17 protein-coding genes are annotated in these 20,012 nt (G+C 70.6%); 16 read left to right on the forward strand and 1 reads right to left on the reverse strand.

Annotation, left to right across the window (positions count from 1 at the left end):
* Window positions 1-2 precede the first annotated feature (2 nt).
* The 12 genes from CHR28_RS06465 (at window position 3) to CHR28_RS06520 (ending at window position 12,606) form a co-directional block, all read left to right on the forward strand.
* Window positions 3-1,418 carry a UDP-N-acetylmuramoyl-tripeptide--D-alanyl-D-alanine ligase gene (locus CHR28_RS06465; protein WP_094052505.1) on the forward strand — a complete coding sequence of 472 codons (1,416 nt, stop codon included), beginning with the start codon at window positions 3-5 and terminating at the stop codon, window positions 1,416-1,418.
* Window positions 1,418-2,509, forward strand: a complete 1,092-nt coding sequence (mraY, locus tag CHR28_RS06470; RefSeq protein WP_094052719.1) for a phospho-N-acetylmuramoyl-pentapeptide-transferase — start codon at window positions 1,418-1,420, stop codon at window positions 2,507-2,509. Before CHR28_RS06465 ends, mraY begins: the two co-directional genes overlap by 1 nt.
* Window positions 2,491-3,933 carry a UDP-N-acetylmuramoyl-L-alanine--D-glutamate ligase gene (gene murD / locus CHR28_RS06475; RefSeq protein ID WP_179272332.1) on the forward strand — a complete coding sequence of 481 codons (1,443 nt, stop codon included), beginning with the start codon at window positions 2,491-2,493 and terminating at the stop codon, window positions 3,931-3,933. The genes mraY and murD overlap by 19 nt, the downstream gene beginning before the upstream one ends.
* Before the next feature lie 135 nt (window positions 3,934-4,068).
* The gene (gene ftsW / locus CHR28_RS06480; RefSeq protein WP_094052507.1) at window positions 4,069-5,433 is read left to right on the forward strand and encodes a putative lipid II flippase FtsW; all 1,365 of its coding nucleotides are present in this window, start codon (window positions 4,069-4,071) and stop codon (window positions 5,431-5,433) included.
* 6 nt (window positions 5,434-5,439) lie between these two features.
* On the forward strand, window positions 5,440-6,537 hold the full coding sequence (gene murG / locus CHR28_RS06485) for an undecaprenyldiphospho-muramoylpentapeptide beta-N-acetylglucosaminyltransferase (protein WP_010039354.1): 1,098 nt from the start codon (window positions 5,440-5,442) through the stop codon (window positions 6,535-6,537).
* Window positions 6,538-6,563: 26 nt separating this feature from the next.
* Window positions 6,564-7,358 (forward strand): cell division protein FtsQ/DivIB, encoded by a 795-nt coding sequence (locus tag CHR28_RS06490; protein WP_094052508.1) that lies wholly within the window; start codon window positions 6,564-6,566, stop codon window positions 7,356-7,358.
* Between the two features lie 288 nt (window positions 7,359-7,646).
* The gene (ftsZ, locus tag CHR28_RS06495; RefSeq protein WP_094052509.1) at window positions 7,647-8,840 is read left to right on the forward strand and encodes a cell division protein FtsZ; all 1,194 of its coding nucleotides are present in this window, start codon (window positions 7,647-7,649) and stop codon (window positions 8,838-8,840) included.
* A gap of 10 nt (window positions 8,841-8,850) precedes the next feature.
* Entirely contained in the window at window positions 8,851-9,582 is a 732-nt protein-coding gene (pgeF, locus tag CHR28_RS06500) for a peptidoglycan editing factor PgeF (protein WP_094052510.1), read from the forward strand.
* Between the two features lie 6 nt (window positions 9,583-9,588).
* On the forward strand, window positions 9,589-10,308 hold the full coding sequence (locus tag CHR28_RS06505; RefSeq protein ID WP_094052511.1) for a YggS family pyridoxal phosphate-dependent enzyme: 720 nt from the start codon (window positions 9,589-9,591) through the stop codon (window positions 10,306-10,308).
* A gap of 129 nt (window positions 10,309-10,437) precedes the next feature.
* Window positions 10,438-11,079, forward strand: a complete 642-nt coding sequence (locus tag CHR28_RS06510; protein WP_094052512.1) for a cell division protein SepF — start codon at window positions 10,438-10,440, stop codon at window positions 11,077-11,079.
* 70 nt (window positions 11,080-11,149) lie between these two features.
* Complete coding sequence (locus CHR28_RS06515) at window positions 11,150-11,434, forward strand: YggT family protein (protein ID WP_007448661.1); 285 nt, start codon at window positions 11,150-11,152, stop codon at window positions 11,432-11,434.
* 53 nt (window positions 11,435-11,487) lie between these two features.
* Entirely contained in the window at window positions 11,488-12,606 is a 1,119-nt protein-coding gene (locus CHR28_RS06520) for a DivIVA domain-containing protein (protein WP_094052513.1), read from the forward strand.
* Between the two features lie 215 nt (window positions 12,607-12,821).
* Here the strand turns inward: CHR28_RS06520 and ileS are convergent, their stop codons facing one another.
* Entirely contained in the window at window positions 12,822-15,965 is a 3,144-nt protein-coding gene (gene ileS / locus CHR28_RS06525) for an isoleucine--tRNA ligase (protein ID WP_094052514.1), read from the reverse strand.
* A 612-nt stretch (window positions 15,966-16,577) separates the two neighbouring features.
* Between ileS and CHR28_RS06535 the strand changes: the two genes are divergently transcribed.
* From CHR28_RS06535 to CHR28_RS06550, 4 genes are all read left to right on the forward strand, one after another.
* Window positions 16,578-17,759: a TraR/DksA family transcriptional regulator gene (locus tag CHR28_RS06535; protein ID WP_094052515.1), complete on the forward strand. Its 1,182-nt coding sequence runs from the start codon at window positions 16,578-16,580 to the stop codon at window positions 17,757-17,759.
* Between the two features lie 88 nt (window positions 17,760-17,847).
* Complete coding sequence (gene lspA, locus CHR28_RS06540; RefSeq protein WP_094052516.1) at window positions 17,848-18,522, forward strand: signal peptidase II; 675 nt, start codon at window positions 17,848-17,850, stop codon at window positions 18,520-18,522.
* Window positions 18,523-18,583: 61 nt separating this feature from the next.
* A complete protein-coding gene (locus CHR28_RS06545) occupies window positions 18,584-19,528 on the forward strand; it encodes an RluA family pseudouridine synthase (protein WP_094052517.1) in 945 nt (314 codons plus the stop codon).
* A complete protein-coding gene (locus CHR28_RS06550; protein WP_094052518.1) occupies window positions 19,525-19,995 on the forward strand; it encodes a GNAT family N-acetyltransferase in 471 nt (156 codons plus the stop codon). Before CHR28_RS06545 ends, CHR28_RS06550 begins: the two co-directional genes overlap by 4 nt.
* Window positions 19,996-20,012 lie beyond the last annotated feature (17 nt).

Consider the following 20,012-nt stretch of genomic DNA (forward strand, 5'->3'; position numbering starts at 1 on the left):
TTGTGATCGCCCTCTCCCTCGCCGAGATCGCAGAAGTCGTCGGCGGGCAGACGCACGACATACCGGATCCGTCCGTCCAGGTCACCGGCCCGGTGGTCCGGGACTCCCGCGAAGCGGGGCCGGGCAGCCTGTTCGTGGCCTTCGCCGGTGAGCGCGTGGACGGCCACGACTTCGCCGCGGCGGTCGTCGAGGCGGGAGCGGTGGCCGTGCTCGGCACCCGCCCCGTCGGCGTGCCCGCGATCGTCGTGGAGGACGTCCAGACCGCTCTCGGCGCCCTCGCCCGGCACGTCGTGGCCCGCCTCGGCGCCACCCTCGTCGCCCTCACCGGCTCGGCGGGCAAGACCAGCACCAAGGACCTCATCGCGCAGGTGCTCCAGCGCAAGGCGCCCACGGTGTTCACGCCCGGCTCCCTCAACAACGAGATCGGGCTGCCGCTCACCGCGCTCAGCGCCACCGAGGAGACGAGGTTCCTCGTCCTGGAGATGGGCGCCCGCGGCATCGGGCACATCCGCTACCTCACGGAACTGACCCCTCCGAAGATCGGCCTGGTGCTCAACGTCGGCTCCGCCCACATCGGCGAGTTCGGCGGCCGCGAGCAGATCGCCCAGGCCAAGGGCGAACTCGTGGAGTCCCTGCCGTCCGAGGCCGACGGGGGCACGGCCGTCCTCAACGCGGACGACCCCTACGTCCGGGCCATGGCCTCCCGTACGAAGGCGAAGGTGCTCCTTTTCGGAGAGTCCGGCGAAGCGGACGTTCGCGCCGAGAACGTGCGACTCACGGACACCGGACAGCCCGCGTTCAGGCTTCACACACCCTCCGGTGCAAGCGATGTGACCATGCGCCTGTACGGTGAGCACCACGTGTCGAACGCGCTCGCCGCGGCCGCCGTCGCCCACGAGTTGGGCATGTCCGCAGACGAGATCGCCGTCGCGCTCTCCGAGGCGGGCTCCCTCTCCCGCTGGCGGATGGAGGTCACCGAGCGCCCGGACGGCGTGACGGTCGTCAACGACGCCTACAACGCGAACCCCGAGTCCATGAAGGCCGCGCTGCGCGCGCTGGCGGCCATGGGCAAGGGACGCCGTACGTGGGCGGTGCTCGGCAAGATGGCCGAGCTCGGGGACGAGGCTCTCGCCGAGCACGACGCGGTCGGGCGGCTCGCCGTCCGGCTCAACGTCAGCAAGCTCGTCGCGGTCGGTGGCAGGGAAGCCGCCTGGCTGCAACTGGGCGCATATAACGAGGGTTCGTGGGGTGAGGAGTCGGTGCACGTGTCCGACGCACAGGCGGCGGTCGACCTGTTGCGCAGCGAGTTGCGCCCGGGGGACGTCGTGCTCGTGAAGGCGTCCCGTTCGGTCGGGCTCGAAAGCGTTGCCCAGGCGCTGCTCGAGTCCGGTGCCGAGGGTGAGGTTGCCGCCCGATGATGAAGCAGATCCTGTTCGCAGGAGTCATTGGCCTGTTTCTCACGCTGGTCGGCACCCCGCTGCTGATCAAGCTGCTCGCGCGCAAGGGCTACGGCCAGTACATCCGCGACGACGGCCCGCGCGAGCACGCCAGCAAGCGCGGTACGCCGACCATGGGCGGCATCGCGTTCATCCTGGCGACGGTGGCCGCGTACTTCCTGGCCAAGGTCATCACGGGCTACCTGGACCCGGAGGCCGACGCGGCGCCGACCTTCTCGGGTCTGCTGGTGCTCGGACTGATGGTCGGCATGGGCCTGGTCGGCTTCCTCGACGACTACATCAAGATCGTCAAGCGTCGTTCGCTGGGCCTGCGGGCCAAGGCGAAGATGGCCGGCCAGCTGATCGTCGGCATCGGCTTCGCGGTGCTGTCCCTGCAGTTCGCGGACAACCGCGGCAACACCCCGGCCTCCACGAAGCTGTCGTTCATCACGGACTTCGGCTGGACGATCGGCCCGGTGCTGTTCGTGGTCTGGGCGCTGTTCATGATCCTCGCGATGTCCAACGGCGTGAACCTCACCGACGGTCTGGACGGTCTGGCCACCGGCGCCTCGGTGCTCGTCTTCGGCGCCTACACCTTCATCGGCGTCTGGCAGTTCCAGGAGTCCTGCGCCAACGCGGGCACCCTGACCAACCCCGGGGCCTGTTACGAGGTCCGCGACCCGCTCGACCTCGCGGTGGTCGCCTCCGCGCTGATGGGCGCCTGCCTGGGCTTCCTGTGGTGGAACACCTCACCGGCCAAGATCTTCATGGGCGACACCGGTTCGCTCGCGCTCGGCGGTGTGCTCGCCGGCCTCGCGATCTGCTCGCGCACCGAGCTGCTGCTCGCCATCCTCGGCGGCCTGTTCGTCCTGATCACCATGTCCGTGGTGATCCAGGTCGGTTCGTTCCGCCTCACCGGCAAGCGCGTCTTCCGGATGGCGCCACTGCAGCACCACTTCGAACTCAAGGGCTGGTCCGAAGTGCTCGTCGTGGTCCGCTTCTGGATCATCCAGGGCATTTGTGTGATCGTCGGACTCGGCCTCTTCTACGCAGGATGGGCAGCGGACAAGTGACCTCCTCGGAGCCCTTCGACTTCCAGGGCAAGCACGTCACCGTCGCCGGACTCGGCGTCTCGGGCGTCCCGGCGGCCAAGGTGCTGCACGGCCTCGGCGCGCGCGTCACGGTCGTCAACGACGGCGCCGACGAGCGCGCGCGGGCGCAGGCCGCCGAACTGGAGGCGCTCGGCATCACCGTGCGCCTCGGCGACGGCGACAGCCTGCCGGAGGGCACCGAGCTGATCGTCACCGCACCCGGCTGGAAGCCGGACAAGCCGCTGTTCACGGCGGCGGCGCAGGCGGGCGTCCCGGTCTGGGGCGATGTCGAACTGGCCTGGCGCCTGCGCGGCCCCGACGCCGCGCCCTGGCTCGCCGTCACGGGCACCAACGGCAAGACCACCACCGTCCAGATGCTCGCCTCGATCCTGAAGGCGGCGGGCCTGCGCACCGCCGCCGTCGGCAACATCGGCGTCTCCCTGCTGGACGCGGTGCTCGGCGAGGAGAGTTACGACGTCCTGGCCGTGGAGCTGTCCAGCTACCAGCTGCACTGGGCGCCGTCCCTGCGCGCCCACTCGGCCGCCGTGCTCAACCTCGCCCCCGACCACCTCGACTGGCACGGCTCCATGGAGGCGTACGCCAAGGACAAGGGCCGTATCTACGAGGGCAACCGCGTCGCCTGCGTCTACAACGTGGCGGACAAGGCCACCGAGGACCTGGTCCGCGAGGCCGACGTGGAGGAGGGCTGCCGGGCCGTCGGCTTCACCCTCGGCACCCCGGCGCCCTCCCAACTCGGCGTCGTGGAGGGCATCCTGGTCGACCGCGCCTTCGTCGAGAACCGGCAGAAGAACGCCCAGGAGCTCGCCGAGGTCGCGGACGTCGACCCGCCGGCCCCGCACAACATCGCCAACGCCCTGGCGGCGGCGGCCCTCGCCCGCGCCTACGGCGTGCCCGCCAAGGCCGTCCGGGACGGGCTGCGGGCCTTCACCCCGGACGCCCACCGCATCGCGCACATCGCCGACGTGGACGGGGTCGCCTGGGTCGACGACTCCAAGGCGACCAACACCCACGCCGCGGAGGCCTCGTTGGCGGCGTACGAGTCGATCGTGTGGATCGCGGGCGGACTCGCCAAGGGCGCGACCTTCGACGAGCTGGTCGCCAAGTCGGCCAAGCGGCTGCGCGGGGCCGTGCTGATCGGCGCGGACCGCGCGCTCATCCGCGAAGCCCTGGCGCGACACGCCCCGGAGGTACCCGTCGTCGACCTCGACCGGACCGACACTGGGGCGATGCGCGCGGCGGTCCACGAGGCGCGGCGGCTCGCTCAGGCGGGCGACACGGTGCTGCTGGCCCCGGCCTGCGCCTCCATGGACATGTTCGCCGACTACAACAAGCGCGGGGACGCTTTCGCGGACGCCGTTCGCGAGCTCGGCTCCGTCGAGGGCTGACCCGGGTCCGCCACGCCCGGCGGTGGCGCCGGGCGTACCTGGGAGGGACGCGTGAGACGGATGTGGCTGGTGTCCGAGCGGCCGGGGAGCGTGCGCCGCACGACGTCCCCCTCCGGCAAGGCGGGGTGAGCGGCGATGCCCACCAGCCGCACCGGACGGCCCCCGGCCCCGCGCGCCCCCAAGCGGCCCGCGGCGACCCGGCTCCCGCGCGAGAACGGCGTCCTCGGCCTGTACACCCGCGCCCGCCGCGGCTGGGACCGGCCGCTGACCGCCTACTACCTGATCTTCGGCGGCAGTCTGCTGATCACCGTGCTGGGCCTGGTGATGGTGTACTCGGCCTCCCAGATCACCGCGCTGCAGATGTCGCTGCCCGGCTCGTACTTCTTCCGCAAACAGCTGCTCGCGGCGGTCATCGGCGCCGGTCTGCTGTTCGCCGCCTCACGCATGCCGGTGAAACTCCACCGGGCGCTGGCCTACCCGATCCTCGCCGGCGCCGTCTTCCTCATGGCCCTGGTGCAGGTGCCCGGGATAGGAGTCTCGGTCAACGGCAACCAGAACTGGATCGCCGTCGGCGGCTCCTTCCAGATCCAGCCCAGTGAGTTCGGCAAGCTCGCGCTGGTGCTGTGGGGCGCCGACCTGCTCGCCCGCAAGCAGGACAGGAAGCTGCTGACCCAGTGGAAGCACATGCTCGTCCCGCTGGTCCCGGCCGCCTTCATGCTGCTCGGACTGATCATGATCGGCGGCGACATGGGCACCGCGATCATCCTCACGGCCATCCTGTTCGGCCTGCTCTGGCTGGCCGGAGCGCCCACGCGGCTGTTCGCCGGCGTCCTGTCGGTCGCCGCGGTGCTCGGCCTGATCCTCATCAAGACCAGCCCCAACCGCATGGCCCGCCTGCAGTGCCTCGGCGCCACGGAACCCCAGTCGGGACCGGTCGACTGCTGGCAGGCCGTGCACGGCATCTACGCCCTCGCCTCCGGCGGAATCTTCGGCTCCGGACTGGGCGCGAGTGTGGAGAAATGGGGCCAACTCCCCGAAGCCCACACCGACTTCATCTTCGCCGTCACCGGTGAGGAACTGGGCCTGGCGGGGACGCTGTCGGTTCTCGCCCTCTTCGCGGCTCTAGGCTATGCGGGTATCCGCGTGGCCGGACGCACGGAGGACCCCTTCGTGAGGTATGCCGCGGGAGGCGTGACCACCTGGATCACGGCCCAGGCCGTGATCAACATCGGTGCGGTGCTCGGTCTGCTGCCGATCGCCGGCGTGCCTCTCCCGCTGTTCTCCTACGGAGGTTCCGCCCTGCTGCCGACCATGTTCGCCATCGGGCTCCTGATCGCCTTCGCGCGCGACGAGCCCGCTGCGCGGGCAGCGCTTGCGATGCGGCAACCTCGCTTTGGTAGAAAGCGGGGGGCCGGGGGAACCGGTTCGGGTCGGAGTCCCCGGAGATGGAACACGATGCGACGGCGCGCCACGGCGGCGCGTCCGTCCGGAGAGCGGTGAATTTCGGTGCATGTCGTACTCGCCGGCGGAGGAACCGCGGGCCACATCGAGCCCGCGCTCGCCCTCGCGGACGCCCTGCGCAGGCAGGACCCGACCGTGGGCATCACGGCCCTGGGCACGGAGCGAGGCCTGGAGACGCGTCTCGTACCCGAGCGCGGTTACGAACTCGCGTTGATCCCCGCCGTACCGCTGCCACGCAAGCCCACGCCCGAGCTGATCACCGTCCCGGGCCGGCTGCGCGGCACCATCAAGGCGACCGAGCAGATCCTTGAGCGCACCAAGGCGGACGCCGTCGTCGGCTTCGGCGGCTACGTCGCCCTGCCCGGCTACCTCGCGGCCAAGCGCCTCGGTGTGCCCATCGTCATCCACGAGGCCAACGCCCGCCCAGGACTGGCCAACAAGATCGGCTCCCGCTACGCCAGCCAGGTCGCCGTCTCCACGCCGGACAGCAAGCTGCGCGGCGCCCGCTACATCGGCATCCCGCTGCGCCGCTCCATCGCCACCCTGGACCGGGCCGCCGTACGCCCCGAGGCCCGGGCCGCCTTCGGGCTCGACCCGAACCTGCCCACGCTGCTGGTCTCCGGCGGCTCCCAGGGCGCCCGCCGCCTCAACGAGGTCGTGCAGACGGTCGCGCCCTGGCTGCAGCAGGCGGGCATCCAGATCCTGCACGCGGTCGGCCCGAAGAACGAACTGCCGCAGGTCCAGCAGATGCCGGGGATGCCCCCCTACATCCCGGTAAGTTACCTGGACCGGATGGACCTCGCGTACGCCGCTGCCGACATGATGCTCTGCCGCGCGGGCGCGATGACCGTCGCCGAACTCTCCGCCGTCGGGCTCCCGGCCGCCTACGTCCCGCTGCCCATCGGCAACGGCGAACAGCGGCTCAACGCCCAGCCGGTGGTCAAGGCCGGCGGCGGCCTGCTGGTCGACGACGCGGAGCTGACCCCCGAGTGGGTCCAGCAGAACGTGCTGCCCGTGCTCGCCGACCCGCACCGGCTGTACCAGATGTCCCGCGCCGCCGCCGAGTTCGGCCGCAGGGACGCCGACGACCTGCTCGTCGGCATGGTGTACGAGGCGATCGCCGCCGCTCGTGCACACCGCTAGGCACGTATGACGGAAGGCAGGGGAGCGTGGCCGGATCGACCACCGCCGAGCGCGGTGAACGCCAGCAGAAGTCGTCCGGCCCGCCTCCCGCCAGGCGTCTGAGGCGGCGCCACGTTCGTGTGATCGTCATCCTGGTCCTCGCCCTGGTCTTCCTCGGCATCCCCACCCTGTGGCTGTTCTACGGATCCGACTGGCTGCGCGCCGAGCGGGTCTCCGTGTCGGGTACCCGCGTCCTGACGCCGGCTCAGGTCAGGGCGGCCGCCGAGGTTCCCCTCGGGGAGCCGCTGATTTCCGTCGACACGGATGCGATCGAGACGCGACTGCGCCGGAAATTGCCCCGAATTGACGCGGTTGACGTGGTCCGTTCCTGGCCGCATGGAATCGACCTGAAAGTGGTCGAGCGGACTCCGGTTCTGATTGTCCAAAAGGGCGGAAAGTTCGTCGAAGTGGACGATGAAGGTGTCCGTTTCGCCACGGTTTCCGAGGCGCCGAAAGGCGTGCCCGCGCTGGAATTGACGCTGTCGCGCTCCGGTTCGGCCGCCGCCAGCCTGCGCCGCTTCGGCGAGCCCCGGCTGGTGCGCGAGGCGGTCGGCGTCGCCCGTGCCGTTCCGGCCGCGGTCGCCCGCGACACACGGACCGTCAAGGTCCGTTCCTACGACCACATCTCGCTGGAGCTGAAGGACGGCCGTACCGTCGTCTGGGGCAGCAGTGAGAAGGGCGCCGCGAAGGCCCGTGCGCTGACCGCCCTGATGAAAGCCGCGCGCGACGCGCGGCACTTCGACGTGAGCGTCCCCACCGCGCCTGCGTCATCAGGGAGTTGACGCACATCCGCGCAGGCCAGCACCCTGGTTGGGCAGTGCTACGGCTGATCACATAGGGTGAAAAGAAAAACGGGAGGTTCGGCGTGTTCGTTGAACGTGCGCCACTTGTCGACTTAGTGTCCTGTTCAGAAGACTCCAAGGAACGGACACACTGGTAACCCTAAACTTCAGGGTTAGGGTTCGGGTCGGCGATACGGACCGTCCCATTCGGCATCAGTCGTCGGGTCGCGGGGCGCAGGGCGTCACGGGGATTCGGCGACACGTAACTCGAGGCGAGAGGCCTTCGACGTGGCAGCACCGCAGAACTACCTCGCAGTCATCAAAGTCATCGGTGTCGGCGGCGGTGGTGTCAATGCCATCAACCGGATGATCGAGGTCGGTCTCAAGGGCGTCGAGTTCATCGCCATCAACACCGACGCGCAAGCTCTGTTGATGAGCGACGCCGACGTCAAGCTGGACGTCGGCCGCGAACTCACCCGCGGACTCGGCGCCGGAGCCAACCCGGCCGTGGGCCGCAAGGCCGCCGAGGACCACCGCGAGGAGATCGAGGAGGTCCTCAAGGGGGCCGACATGGTCTTCGTGACAGCCGGTGAAGGCGGCGGCACCGGCACCGGCGGCGCGCCCGTCGTGGCCAACATCGCCCGCTCGCTCGGTGCCCTCACCATCGGTGTGGTCACCCGCCCGTTCACCTTCGAGGGGCGGCGCCGCGCGAACCAGGCCGAGGACGGCATCGCCGAGCTCCGCGAAGAGGTCGACACCCTCATCGTCATCCCGAACGACCGGCTGCTGTCCATCTCGGACCGCCAGGTCTCGGTGCTCGACGCCTTCAAGTCGGCCGACCAGGTGCTGCTCTCGGGTGTGCAGGGCATCACCGACCTCATCACCACCCCGGGCCTGATCAACCTCGACTTCGCCGACGTCAAGTCGGTCATGTCCGAGGCCGGCTCGGCCCTGATGGGTATCGGCTCCGCCCGCGGCGACGACCGCGCGGTGGCCGCCGCCGAGATGGCGATCTCCTCGCCGCTGCTGGAGGCGTCCATCGACGGCGCCCGCGGGGTCCTGCTCTCCATCTCCGGCGGTTCCGACCTCGGCCTGTTCGAGATCAACGAGGCCGCCCAGCTGGTCAGCGAGGCCGCCCACCCCGAGGCCAACATCATCTTCGGCGCGGTCATCGACGACGCCCTCGGCGACGAGGTCCGGGTCACCGTGATCGCCGCCGGCTTCGACGGGGGCCAGCCCCCGGCCCGCCGGGAGAACGTGATCGGCTCGGCCTCGGCCAAGCGCGAGGAGCCGGCCCCGGCGCGGCAGACCGAGAGCCGCCCGGCCTTCGGCTCGCTCGGCAGCGTGACGCCGAAGGAGGACCCGGAGCCCGCTCCGAAGCCGGTCGAGGACATCCCGGTCGCCCCGCCGGTCCCGCCGGCGCCGCGCACCTACTCGGACAGCGCGGCCGAGGAACTGGACGTACCGGACTTCCTCAAGTGATCCTTCTGTCGTGATAGGACAGCGCGAGAGCGCGAGCGGCGCGCACTTCGCCTTCACCGACCGGTGGGGCGGGGTGAGCGCCGCTCCGTATGAGGAGCTCAACCTCGGCGGAGCGGTCGGAGACGACCCCGGCGCCGTACGCACCAACCGGGACCTGGCCGCCAAGTCCCTGGGGCTCGCTCCGGACCGGGTGGTCTGGATGAACCAGGTGCACGGGGCGGACGTGGTGGTCGTGGACGAACCCTGGGGATCTTCGCCTCGGATCCCGTCGGTCGACGCGATCGTCACGACGCGGCGGGGGCTCGCCCTCGCGGTGCTCACCGCCGACTGCGTGCCGGTGCTGCTGGCCGACCCCGTCGCCGGGATCGCCGCCGCGGCCCACGCGGGCCGTCCCGGCATGATCGCCGGTGTCGTCCCGGCCGCGCTACGCGCGATGACGGACCTGGGCGCCGACCCCTCGCGGATCGTCGCCCGCACCGGACCCACCGTCTGCGGCCGGTGTTACGAAGTGCCCGAGGAGATGCGCGCCGAGGTGTCCGCCGTCGAGCCGGCGGCGTACGCCGAGACGAGCTGGGGCACGCCGGCGGTCGACGTGAGCGCCGGGGTGCACGCCCAGCTGGAACGACTCGGGGTGCGTGACCGGGAGCGGTCGCCGGTGTGCACGCTGGAATCGCTCGATCACTTCTCGTACCGGCGCGACCGCACCACCGGGCGGCTCGCGGGCTATGTGTGGCTGGACTGACAGGACATGACGGACCGTAAGGACGAACTCGCCGCGAATCTGGCGAAAGTGGAGCGGCGCATCGCCGACGCGTGCGCGGCCGCGGGGCGCTCGCGTGAAGACGTGACCCTGATCGTGGTCACCAAGACCTATCCCGCGAGCGATGTGCGGATCCTCGCGGAACTCGGCGTGCGCCATGTCGCCGAGAACCGCGATCAGGACGCGGCGCCCAAGGCTGCCGCCTGCTCGGATCTGCCCCTGACGTGGCACTTCGTCGGTCAACTCCAGACCAACAAGGTACGATCCGTGGTCAATTACGCGGATTTCGTGCAGTCCGTGGACCGTTCCCGGCTCGTCACCGCCCTGTCGAAGGAGGCCGAGCGCGCCGGCCGCGAGCTGGGGTGCCTGCTGCAGGTCGCGCTCGACGCCGGGGTGAGCGGGCGGGGCGAGCGCGGAGGCGTGGCCCCCGAGGGCGTCGAGGAGTTGGCCGGTCTCGTCGCCGGCGCACCGGGACTGCGGCTCGCCGGTCTGATGACCGTCGCACCGCTCACCGGGGAGTACGCGGGACGCGAACAGGCGGCGTTCGAGCGGTTGATGGATTTGTCGACCGACCTGCGCCGGAGTCATCCGGCTGCCACCATGGTCTCGGCAGGGATGAGTGCGGATCTCGAACAGGCCGTGGCGGCCGGAGCGACACATGTGCGCGTCGGCAGCGCGGTACTCGGAGTCCGCCCCAGGCTCGGGTAACGTCGCCAAGAAGTCGGACCACAGCAGAAAATATGGTCATTGCCGCCGAAAGGCGGATTCAAGGACCTCGTGGATCGCGGGCACTTGGCAGTCGTCAGCCGATCCACCACAGAGCGGAGGACTCAGAGCATGGCCGGCGCGATGCGCAAGATGGCGGTCTACCTCGGCCTCGTGGAGGACGATGGGTACGACGGCCGCGGATTCGACCCCGACGACGACTTCGAACCCGAACTGGACCCGGAACCCGAACGGGACCACCGTCGGCACGAGCCGTCCCACCAGCCGCATGTCTCACATCAGCCCCAAAGGGACGAAGAGGTACGAGTCGTACAACCGCCCGCACCCCGCGAGCCGGCCCCCCGCTCCGCTTCGCTCCCCGCGGAATCCAGCCGCCCGGCGCGCATCGCGCCCGTGGCATCCATCACACAAGAACGCGCAAGCCTGGAGAAGAACGCACCGGTGATCATGCCCAAGGTCGTGTCGGAACGAGAGCCTTACCGGATCACCACGCTCCACCCGCGGACCTACAACGAGGCCCGTACCATCGGGGAACACTTCCGTGAGGGCACCCCGGTGATCATGAACTTGACTGAGATGGATGACACAGATGCGAAGCGACTTGTCGACTTTGCGGCCGGTTTGGTGTTTGGTCTTCACGGCAGTATCGAGCGGGTGACGCAGAAGGTGTTCCTGTTGTCGCCTGCTAACGTCGATGTCACGGCGGAGGACAAGGCCCGCATCGCAGAGGGCGGGTTCTTCAACCAGAGCTGAGACGCACCACCGGAAACATCAGTACACAGCACTACACAGCAGGGCACAGGGGAGAGGGAAGCAAGAGGTCATGAGCGTGGTTTTGGATGTCGTCTACATCGCGCTGATGTGCTTCCTCATCGTGCTCATCTTCCGGTTGGTCATGGACTACGTCTTCCAGTTCGCCCGCTCATGGCAACCCGGCAAGGCGATGGTGGTCGTTCTGGAGGCCACCTACACTGTCACTGATCCACCGCTCAAGCTTCTGCGGCGGTTCATTCCGCCGCTGCGTCTCGGGGGCGTGGCGCTCGACCTGTCCTTCTTCGTACTGATGATCATCGTCTACATCCTGATCTCGATCGTGAGCCGGCTGTGAGCGATGTGAACCATGGTCTTGCCGAATGCCGACGACTACGTTGAGGTGAAGAGATGCCGTTGACCCCCGAGGACGTGCGGAACAAGCAGTTCACGACCGTCCGCCTCCGAGAAGGCTATGACGAGGACGAGGTCGATGCCTTCCTCGACGAGGTCGAAGCCGAACTGACCCGCCTGCTCCGCGAGAACGAGGACCTGCGCGCCAAACTGGCCGCGGCCACGCGCGCTGCTGCCCAGAACCAGCAGAACATGCGCAAGCCGCCGGAGCAGGACCAGCAGCAGCAACAGCAGCAGGGCATGCGAGGTCCGGGTGGTCCCGTACCCGCCGGCATATCGGGCCCGCCGCAGCAGCAGATGGGTGGCCCCATGGGTGGCCCGCCCCAGCTGCCGAGCGGTGCCCCGCAGCTGCCCGCCGGTCCCGGCGGTCAGGGTGGTCCCCAGGGTCCTGGTGGTCCCGGTCCGATGGGCCAGGGTCCGGGTCCGATGGGTCAGCCCCCGATGCAGCAGCAGATGGGTGGTCCGATGGGCGGCCCCATGGGCGGTCCGATGGGCGGCCCCGGTCAGGGAGGCCCCGGCGGCGACAGCGCCGCGCGTGTCCTCTCGCTGGCCCAGCAGACCGCCGACCAGGCGATCGCCGAGGCCCGTTCCGAAGCCAACAAGATCGTCGGCGAGGCGCGTTCGCGTGCCGAGGGTCTGGAGCGTGACGCCCGTGCCAAGGCCGACGCCCTGGAGCGGGACGCGCAGGAGAAGCACCGCGTCGCGATGGGCTCCCTGGAGTCCGCCCGCGCCACGCTGGAGCGCAAGGTCGAGGACCTGCGCGGCTTCGAGCGCGAGTACCGCACGCGCCTGAAGTCGTACCTGGAGTCGCAGCTGCGTCAGCTGGAGACCCAGGCCGACGACTCGCTGGCCCCGCCGCGTACTCCCGCGACCGCGTCCCTCCCGCCGTCCCCGGCGCCTTCCATGGCACCGGCCGGCGCGAGCGCCCCGTCGTACGGTGGCAACCAGACGATGGGCGGCCCCCCCTCGCCGTCCGCTCCGTCCTACGGTGGCCAGCAGCAGATGTCCCCGGCGATGACCCAGCCGATGGCGCCGGTGCGTCCTCAGGGTCCCTCGCCGATGGGTCAGGCGCCCTCGCCCATGCGGGGCTTCCTGATCGACGAGGACGACAACTGACGGCCTGATGGCCAGTAGTACGACGTAGGCGTCGGCAGCGTTCAGGGCGAGGCCCCGGGTTCACCCCCGGGGCCTCGCCCTTTGCCATGCCCGTTCGTGCCCGCGCAACGGTGTTCGTGCGAACGTGTCCGCGGTCGTGCGTACGCAACGCCGAAGGCCCGGACCCGCCAAGATCTTTGGCAGGCCCGGGCCTTCGGCAGGTGCGGTCCTGGGCGTTACGCCTTGCGCAGGCGGAACGTCAGGGTCAGGCCCTCGTCGGTGAACGGCTCGCCGTAGCCGCCGTCCGCCTCGCCCTGGGCGAAGTCCGTGGCGAGGACCTCGTCGGCGATCAGGCCGGCGTGGTCGGTGAGGGCCGCGACCGTGGCCGCGTCCGTCGCCGTCCAGCGCAGGGCGATCCGGTCGGCCACGTCGAGGCCGCTGTTCTTGCGGGCCTCCTGGATCAGGCGGATCGCGTCACGGGCGAGGCCCGCACGGCGCAGCTCCTCCGTGATCTCCAGGTCCAGGGCGACCGTCGCGCCCGCGTCGGACGCCACCGACCAGCCCTCGCGCGGGGTCTCGGTGATGATGACCTCGTCGGGAGCCAGCGTGACCGTCTCGCCGTCGACCTCCACCGACGCCGTGCCCTCGCGCAGGGCCAGGGACAGGGCGGCCGCGTCCGCGTCGGCGATGGCCTTCGCCACATCCTGGACACGCTTGCCGAACCGCTTGCCCAGCGCGCGGAAGTTGGCCTTGGCGGTGGTGTCGACCAGGGAGCCGCCGACCTCGCTCAGCGTCGCCAGGGACTCGACGTTCAGCTCCTCCGTGATCTGCGTGCGCAGTTCGGAGCCGAGCGTCTCGAAGCCGGTCGCCGCGATCAGGGCGCGGGAGAGCGGCTGGCGGGTCTTGACGCCCGACTCCGCGCGCGTGGCCCGGCCCAGCTCCACCAGCCGGCGCACCAGCACCATCTGCTTCGACAGCTCCGGGTCGATGGCGGTGAGGTCCGCCTCCGGCCAGGACGACAGGTGGACCGACTCCGGGGCGTCCGGCGTGACCGGGACGATCAGGTCCTGCCAGACCCGCTCGGTGATGAACGGGGTCAGCGGGGCCATGAGCTGCGTGACGGTCCGGACGACCTCGTGCAGCGTGCGCAGCGCCGCCTTGTCGCCCTGCCAGAAGCGGCGGCGGGAGCGGCGCACGTACCAGTTGGACAGGTCGTCGACGAACGCGGACAGCAGCTTGCCGGCGCGCTGGGTGTCGTAGGAGTCCAGCGCCTGGGTCACCTGGTCGGTCAGCGCGTGCAGTTCGGACAGCAGCCAGCGGTCCAGGACCGGGCGGTCGGCCGGGACCGGGTCGGCCTCGGACGGGGCCCAGCCGGTCGTACGGGCGTACAGGGCCTGGAAGGCGACCGTGTTCCAGTACGTCAGGAGCGTCTTGCGGACGACCTCCTGGATCGTGGTGTGGCCGACGCGGCGGGCCGCCCAGGGGGAGCCGCCGGCCGCCATGAACCAGCGGACCGCGTCGGCGCCGTGCTGGTCCATGAGCGGGATCGGCTGCAGGATGTTGCCCAGGTGCTTGGACATCTTGCGGCCGTCCTCGGCGAGGATGTGACCGAGACAGACCACGTTCTCGTAACTGGACTTGTCGAAGACGAGCGTGCCGACCGCCATCAGCGTGTAGAACCAGCCGCGGGTCTGGTCGATGGCCTCGCAGATGAACTGCGCCGGGTAGCGGGTCTCGAACAGTTCCTTGTTCTTGTACGGGTAGCCCCACTGCGCGAACGGCATCGAGCCCGAGTCGTACCAGGCGTCGATCACCTCGGGCACGCGCGTGGCCGTCTTGCCGCAACCGCCCTGCGGGCAGGCGAAGGTGACCTCGTCGATGAACGGGCGGTGCGGGTCCAGGTTCGACTGGTCGGTGCCGGTCAGCTCGGTCAGCTCGGTGAGGGAGCCGACGCAGGTGAGGTGGTCGTCCTCGCAGCGCCAGATGGGCAGCGGGGTGCCCCAGTAGCGGTTGCGGGACAGCGCCCAGTCGATGTTGTTGTTCAGCCAGTCGCCGTAGCGGCCGTTCTTGACCGTGTCCGGGAACCAGTTGGTGTTCTCGTTCTCCGCGAGGAGGCGGTCCTTGATGGCCGTGGTGCGGATGTACCAGGACGGCTGGGCGTAGTAGAGCAGCGCGGTGTGGCAGCGCCAGCAGTGCGGGTAGCTGTGCTCGTACGGGATGTGCTTGAAGAGCAGGCCGCGGCCGTCGAGGTCGGCGGTGAGCTTCTCGTCGGCCTTCTTGAAGAAGACGCCGCCGACGAGCGGGACGTCCTCCTCGAAGGTGCCGTCCGGGCGGACCGGGTTCACCACGGGCAGGCCGTAGGAGCGGCAGACCTTGAGGTCGTCCTCACCGAAGGCGGGGGACTGGTGGACCAGACCCGTGCCGTCCTCCGTGGTGACGTACTCGGCGTTGACGACGAAGTGCGCCGGCTCCGGGAACTCGACGAGCTCGAACGGGCGCTGGTAGGTCCAGCGCTCCATCTCGGCGCCCGTGAAGGTCTGCCCGGTGGTCTCCCAGCCCTCGCCGAGGGCCTTGGCGACGAGCGGCTCGGCGACGACGAGCTTCTCCTCGCCGTTGGTCGCGACGACGTAGGTGACCTCGGGGTGGGCCGCGACCGCCGTGTTGGACACCAGCGTCCAGGGCGTGGTCGTCCAGACCAGCAGCGCGGCCTCGCCGGCGAGCGGGCCGGAGGTGAGCGGGAAGCGGACGTAGACGGACGGGTCGACGACCGTCTCGTAGCCCTGCGCCAGCTCGTGGTCGGACAGGCCCGTGCCGCAGCGGGGGCACCAGGGGGCGACGCGGTGGTCCTGGACCAGCAGGCCCTTGTTGAAGATCTCCTTCAGCGACCACCAGACGGACTCGATGTACTCGGGGTCCATCGTGCGGTACGGGTCGTTCAGGTCGGTCCAGTAGCCCATGCGGGTCGTGAGCTCTTCGAAGGCGTCCGTGTGCCGGGTCACCGACTCGCGGCACTTCGCGTTGAACTCCGCGATGCCGTACGCCTCGATGTCCTGCTTGCCGGAGAAGCCGAGCTCCTTCTCGACGGCGAGCTCCACGGGCAGGCCGTGGCAGTCCCAGCCGGCCTTGCGGGCCACGTGGTAGCCGCGCATGGTGCGGAAGCGGGGGAAGACGTCCTTGAAGACGCGCGCCTCGATGTGGTGGGCGCCGGGCATGCCGTTGGCGGTGGGCGGGCCCTCGTAGAACACCCATTCGGGGCGGCCCTCGGACTGCTCCAGGCTCTTGGCGAAGATCTTCTGCTCGCGCCAGAAGTCGAGCACGGCGTGCTCGAGGGCGGGCAGGTCGACCTGGGCGGGTACCTGGCGATACGTCGGCGATGTCATCAGCGGGCTTCCTCCGGCGGACTTGCTGCCTTCCGTCCGGAGGGACGAGAGCTACGTCTGCCTGCGCCGCCTTCGGCGCGCTCCCGCGGTACCACCCTCCTTGGCCCTCCGGCACGGGGTGTGCGCCGGTGAGCCCCCTCATTGGGGTCGCGATGCCGGTTCTACCGGCCGCTGCGCTGGGCTGCGGCTTTCTTCCGGCGGCTCCGGGGTGATCTTCACGTCGCGCTCGCCCCCGGGCTTCCACCGTCCCCGGGTCGCTCTGGGCTGCGTACGCCGCTACTCGTCCCCATCCACGCTTTTCGCTCCGCCCAGTGTACGGCGCCGGGCGGACAGCGGCCGACCGCATTTCCGGGACCGTGGGCAAGGGGTTCCGTGTGGGGTGGCTTATGGGTTTGATGACCTGAATGGGGTGGTATGGGTGTTCGGATCCTGGGACGTCCGGCCCGGCGGATTACCGGACGGGGAGCTGGGCACAACGGATGCATGTTCGCCGCGCGGCGTGCGCGAGGCGGGCGAATCGGGCGGTGTGCCCCGTTGCCGCGGGACTCGAGTCGATTTATCGTCCCAGCACGATTCGCGAGCAAGATCACAATATGTGAAGGGGCCGCGGCCATGGTGGCGAAGAAGACCGCCGTACAGCAGCCGGCGTCCGGCAGGCCGGGGGAGGCCTCCGGCGGTGCGGCCAAGGGCGGGGGCGGGAAGAAGTCCACGCAGGGGGGCTCGGCGGGGCGGGCGGTGAAGGGGGCGGTGAAGAAGGCGGCCGGGGGGACGAAGGCCGCGGTCGAGAGGACGAAGGCGGTGGCCGAGAAGGCGACGGGTGGGAAGGCCGCTCCCAAGCAGGCCGCTTCTGCGGAGGCTGCTCCGAAGCAGAGCGCTTCCGCGGAGGCCGCTGCGAAGCAGGCCGCTTCCGCGGGAGTCGCTGGTGAGGAGACCGGCGCGAAGAAGGCTCCGAAGAAGGCCGCCCCCAGGAAAGCCGCCTCGAAGAAGGGGGCTGTCGGCAAGGCGGCCCCGGTCACCGGTGCCGAGGAAACCGTCCCGGCGAAGGCGCCCGGCAGGAAGGCAGGCGCCAAGAAGGCCGTGGCGGGGAAGGCTCCGGCCAGGAAGGCCGGCGGCGGCAAGGGAAGGGCCGGCGGGGCCGTGAGGAAGGGTGCCGAAGGCGTGGCCGGGCGGGGCGCCGGAGGCGGGAGCACCACCCCGAGGAGCGCGGCCGGCGCGGGCACCGCCCGGACCGGCGCGGTCACACAGGACAAGGCCGGGAGCAGCACGGCCGAGAAGGCGGGCGCGGCCGAGGCCGCACCGCAGACGGGAGCGACGACGGTGGGTGCGAAGAAGACTCCTGGCACGGCGACGGCGGCGAAGACCGCCGTGCCGAAGGCCCGGGCCGGCGCGGTGGAGCCCGGTGAGCTCGCGGTACGCCCGGGCGAGGACCCCTGGACGGAGGAGGAGGTCGAGGAGGCCAGGTCCGAGCTGCTGTCCGAGGAGACGCGGCTGCGGGAGGAGATCAGCTCGTCGGAGCGGTCGCTCGCCGGCCTGATGCGCGACTCGGGGGACGGCGCGGGCCACGACGAGGCGGACACCGGCAGCAAGAACATCACGCGCGAGCACGAGCTGGCCCTGGCCGCCAACGCGCGCGAGATGCTCGACCAGACCGAGCGCGCCCTGGACCGCCTCGACTCCGGCACCTACGGCCTGTGCGAGAACTGCGGCAACCCCATCGGCAAGGCCCGGATGCAGGCCTTCCCGCGGGCCACGCTGTGCGTGGAGTGCAAGCAGAAGCAGGAGCGCCGGTACTGACCCCCGCCGAATGCCTCCTGAGCACGTGCGTCGTGCGGGGCGTGACGTACCCTCGTGCTCAGTCAGGCACCTAGGTTGAGGGACTCACGTGGCAGAGGCGGAACGCATCATCGGTACGCCGGACACACCGGACGCGGCCGGGGACGGACGGGAACGGCCCGGTGCCGAGGGCACCGGCGCGCGGGCCGGTGAGTCCGCCGCCGACCCGGCGGGCGCGGCGGCCCCCGAGGTGTCCGGCGCGGGCGAGCCGGAGGCCGCGGCCGGGCCGGCCCCCCGGGGCAGGCGCCGGATCGCGGTGCTCTTCGCGGTGGCCCTGTTCGCCTACGCGCTCGACCTGGTCAGCAAGCTGATCGTGGTGGCCAAGCTGGAGCACCACCCGCCGATCGAGATCATCGGCGACTGGCTGAAGTTCGAGGCGATCCGCAACGCCGGCGCGGCCTTCGGCTTCGGCGAGGCCTTCACCGTGATCTTCACGATGATCGCGGCGGCGGTGATCGTGGTGATCGCCCGTCTCGCCCGCAAGCTCTACAGCCTGCCCTGGGCGATCGCGCTCGGCCTGCTGCTCGGCGGTGCGCTGGGCAACCTCACCGACCGGATCTTCCGGGCCCCGGGTGTCTTCGAGGGCGCCGTCGTGGACTTCATCGCGCCCAAGCACTTCGCCGTGTTCAACCTGGCGGACTCGGCGATCGTGTGCGGCGGCATCCTGATCGTGCTGCTGTCCTTCAAGGGGCTCGACCCGGACGGCACCGTCCACAAGGACTGAGCGGGCGGGGTTGTCCACAGGCGCGTACGGGGGTGCCGGGCCCGTCCGGCATACTCGACGGGTGAGCACGCTTCCCGAGATCCGTACCCTGCCCGTGCCCGACGGCCTGGAGGGCGAGCGCGTCGACGCCGCCATCTCCCGCATGTTCGGCTTCTCCCGTACGAAGGCGGCCGAGCTCGCCGCCGCGGGGAAGGTCACGGTCGACGGGTCGGTGGTCGGCAAGTCGGAGCGGGTGCACGGCGGGGCCTGGCTGGAGGTCGAGATGCCGCAGGCGCCCGCGCCGGTGCAGGTGGTGGCCGAGCCGGTCGAGGGCATGGAGATCGTGCACGACGACGATGACGTGGTCGTCATCGTCAAGCCGGTCGGCGTGGCCGCGCACCCGTCGCCGGGCTGGACCGGGCCGACCGTCATCGGCGGCCTCGCCGCCGCCGGGTACCGGATCTCCACGTCGGGGGCCGCGGAGCGCCAGGGCATCGTGCACCGCCTGGACGTCGGCACGTCGGGGCTCATGGTCGTGGCCAAGTCGGAGTACGCGTACACGTCCCTGAAGCGCCAGTTCAAGGAGCGCACGGTCGACAAGCGGTACCACACCCTCGTCCAGGGCCACCCGGACCCGACGAGCGGCACGATCGACGCGCCCATCGGACGCCACCCGCAGCACGACTACAAGTGGGCCGTCACCGCCGAGGGCAAGCCGTCGGTCACGCACTACGACCTCATCGAGGCGTTCCGCGCCGCGTCCCTGCTCGACGTGAAGCTGGAGACCGGCCGCACCCACCAGATCCGCGTCCACATGGCCGCCCACCGCCACCCCTGCGTCGGCGACCTGACGTACGGCGCCGACCCGACGCTCGCCAAACGGCTGCGGCTGACCCGCCAGTGGCTGCACGCGGTGCGGCTCGGCTTCGAGCACCCCGGGGACGGGCAGTGGGTGGAGTTCTCCTGCGACTACCCGGAGGACCTGCGGAACGCGCTGGAGCAGGTGCGGGAGGAGACGTACGCGTGAGCGAGCCCGGATTCGCGGTGCGGGTCGCCGAGGACCCGGCCGACCGTGAGGCGTGCTTCTCGGTGCGCAAGGAGGTCTTCGTCGGCGAGCAGGGCGTGCCGGAGGACCTGGAGTACGACGCGTACGACGCCGGGGCGGTCCACGTCCTGGCGGTCCGGGAGGACGGTGTGCCGCTCGGGACCGGGCGGCTGCTGGTCGGGGAGGCGGCCGTGGCGCAGACCGGGGCCGATCCGTCGGTGGGCTCCCTCGGCCGGCTGGCCGTGGCCGCTCACGCGCGCGGTCTCGGTGTCGGGGCCGCCCTGGTGCGGGCCATCGAGGACGCGGCACGCGCGCGGGGGCTCGCGGCCGTGGACCTGCACGCCCAGACGCACGCGCTCGGCTTCTACGAGCGGCTCGGTTACGAGGCTTACGGCCCGGAGTACTTGGAAGCCGGCATTCCGCACCAGGGGATGCGGCGTTCGCTCTAGTCCGCCGCGGCGAGTGC

This window comes from Streptomyces sp. XY006 (assembly GCF_002237655.1).
GTDB lineage: Bacteria > Actinomycetota > Actinomycetes > Streptomycetales > Streptomycetaceae > Streptomyces > Streptomyces levis.

Coding starts and splice junctions, on each gene's coding strand:
- CHR28_RS06520 (WP_094052513.1), top strand. CDS start 11,488: ATGCCGTTGACCCCCGAGGACGTGCGGAACAAGCAGTTCACGACCGTC.
- murD (WP_179272332.1), top strand. CDS start 2,491: ATGGGCAGCGGACAAGTGACCTCCTCGGAGCCCTTCGACTTCCAGGGC.
- ileS (WP_094052514.1), bottom strand. CDS start 15,965: ATGACATCGCCGACGTATCGCCAGGTACCCGCCCAGGTCGACCTGCCC.
- CHR28_RS06515 (WP_007448661.1), top strand. CDS start 11,150: ATGAGCGTGGTTTTGGATGTCGTCTACATCGCGCTGATGTGCTTCCTC.
- CHR28_RS06505 (WP_094052511.1), top strand. CDS start 9,589: ATGACGGACCGTAAGGACGAACTCGCCGCGAATCTGGCGAAAGTGGAG.
- mraY (WP_094052719.1), top strand. CDS start 1,418: ATGAAGCAGATCCTGTTCGCAGGAGTCATTGGCCTGTTTCTCACGCTG.
- ftsW (WP_094052507.1), top strand. CDS start 4,069: ATGCCCACCAGCCGCACCGGACGGCCCCCGGCCCCGCGCGCCCCCAAG.
- CHR28_RS06510 (WP_094052512.1), top strand. CDS start 10,438: ATGGCCGGCGCGATGCGCAAGATGGCGGTCTACCTCGGCCTCGTGGAG.
- CHR28_RS06535 (WP_094052515.1), top strand. CDS start 16,578: ATGGTGGCGAAGAAGACCGCCGTACAGCAGCCGGCGTCCGGCAGGCCG.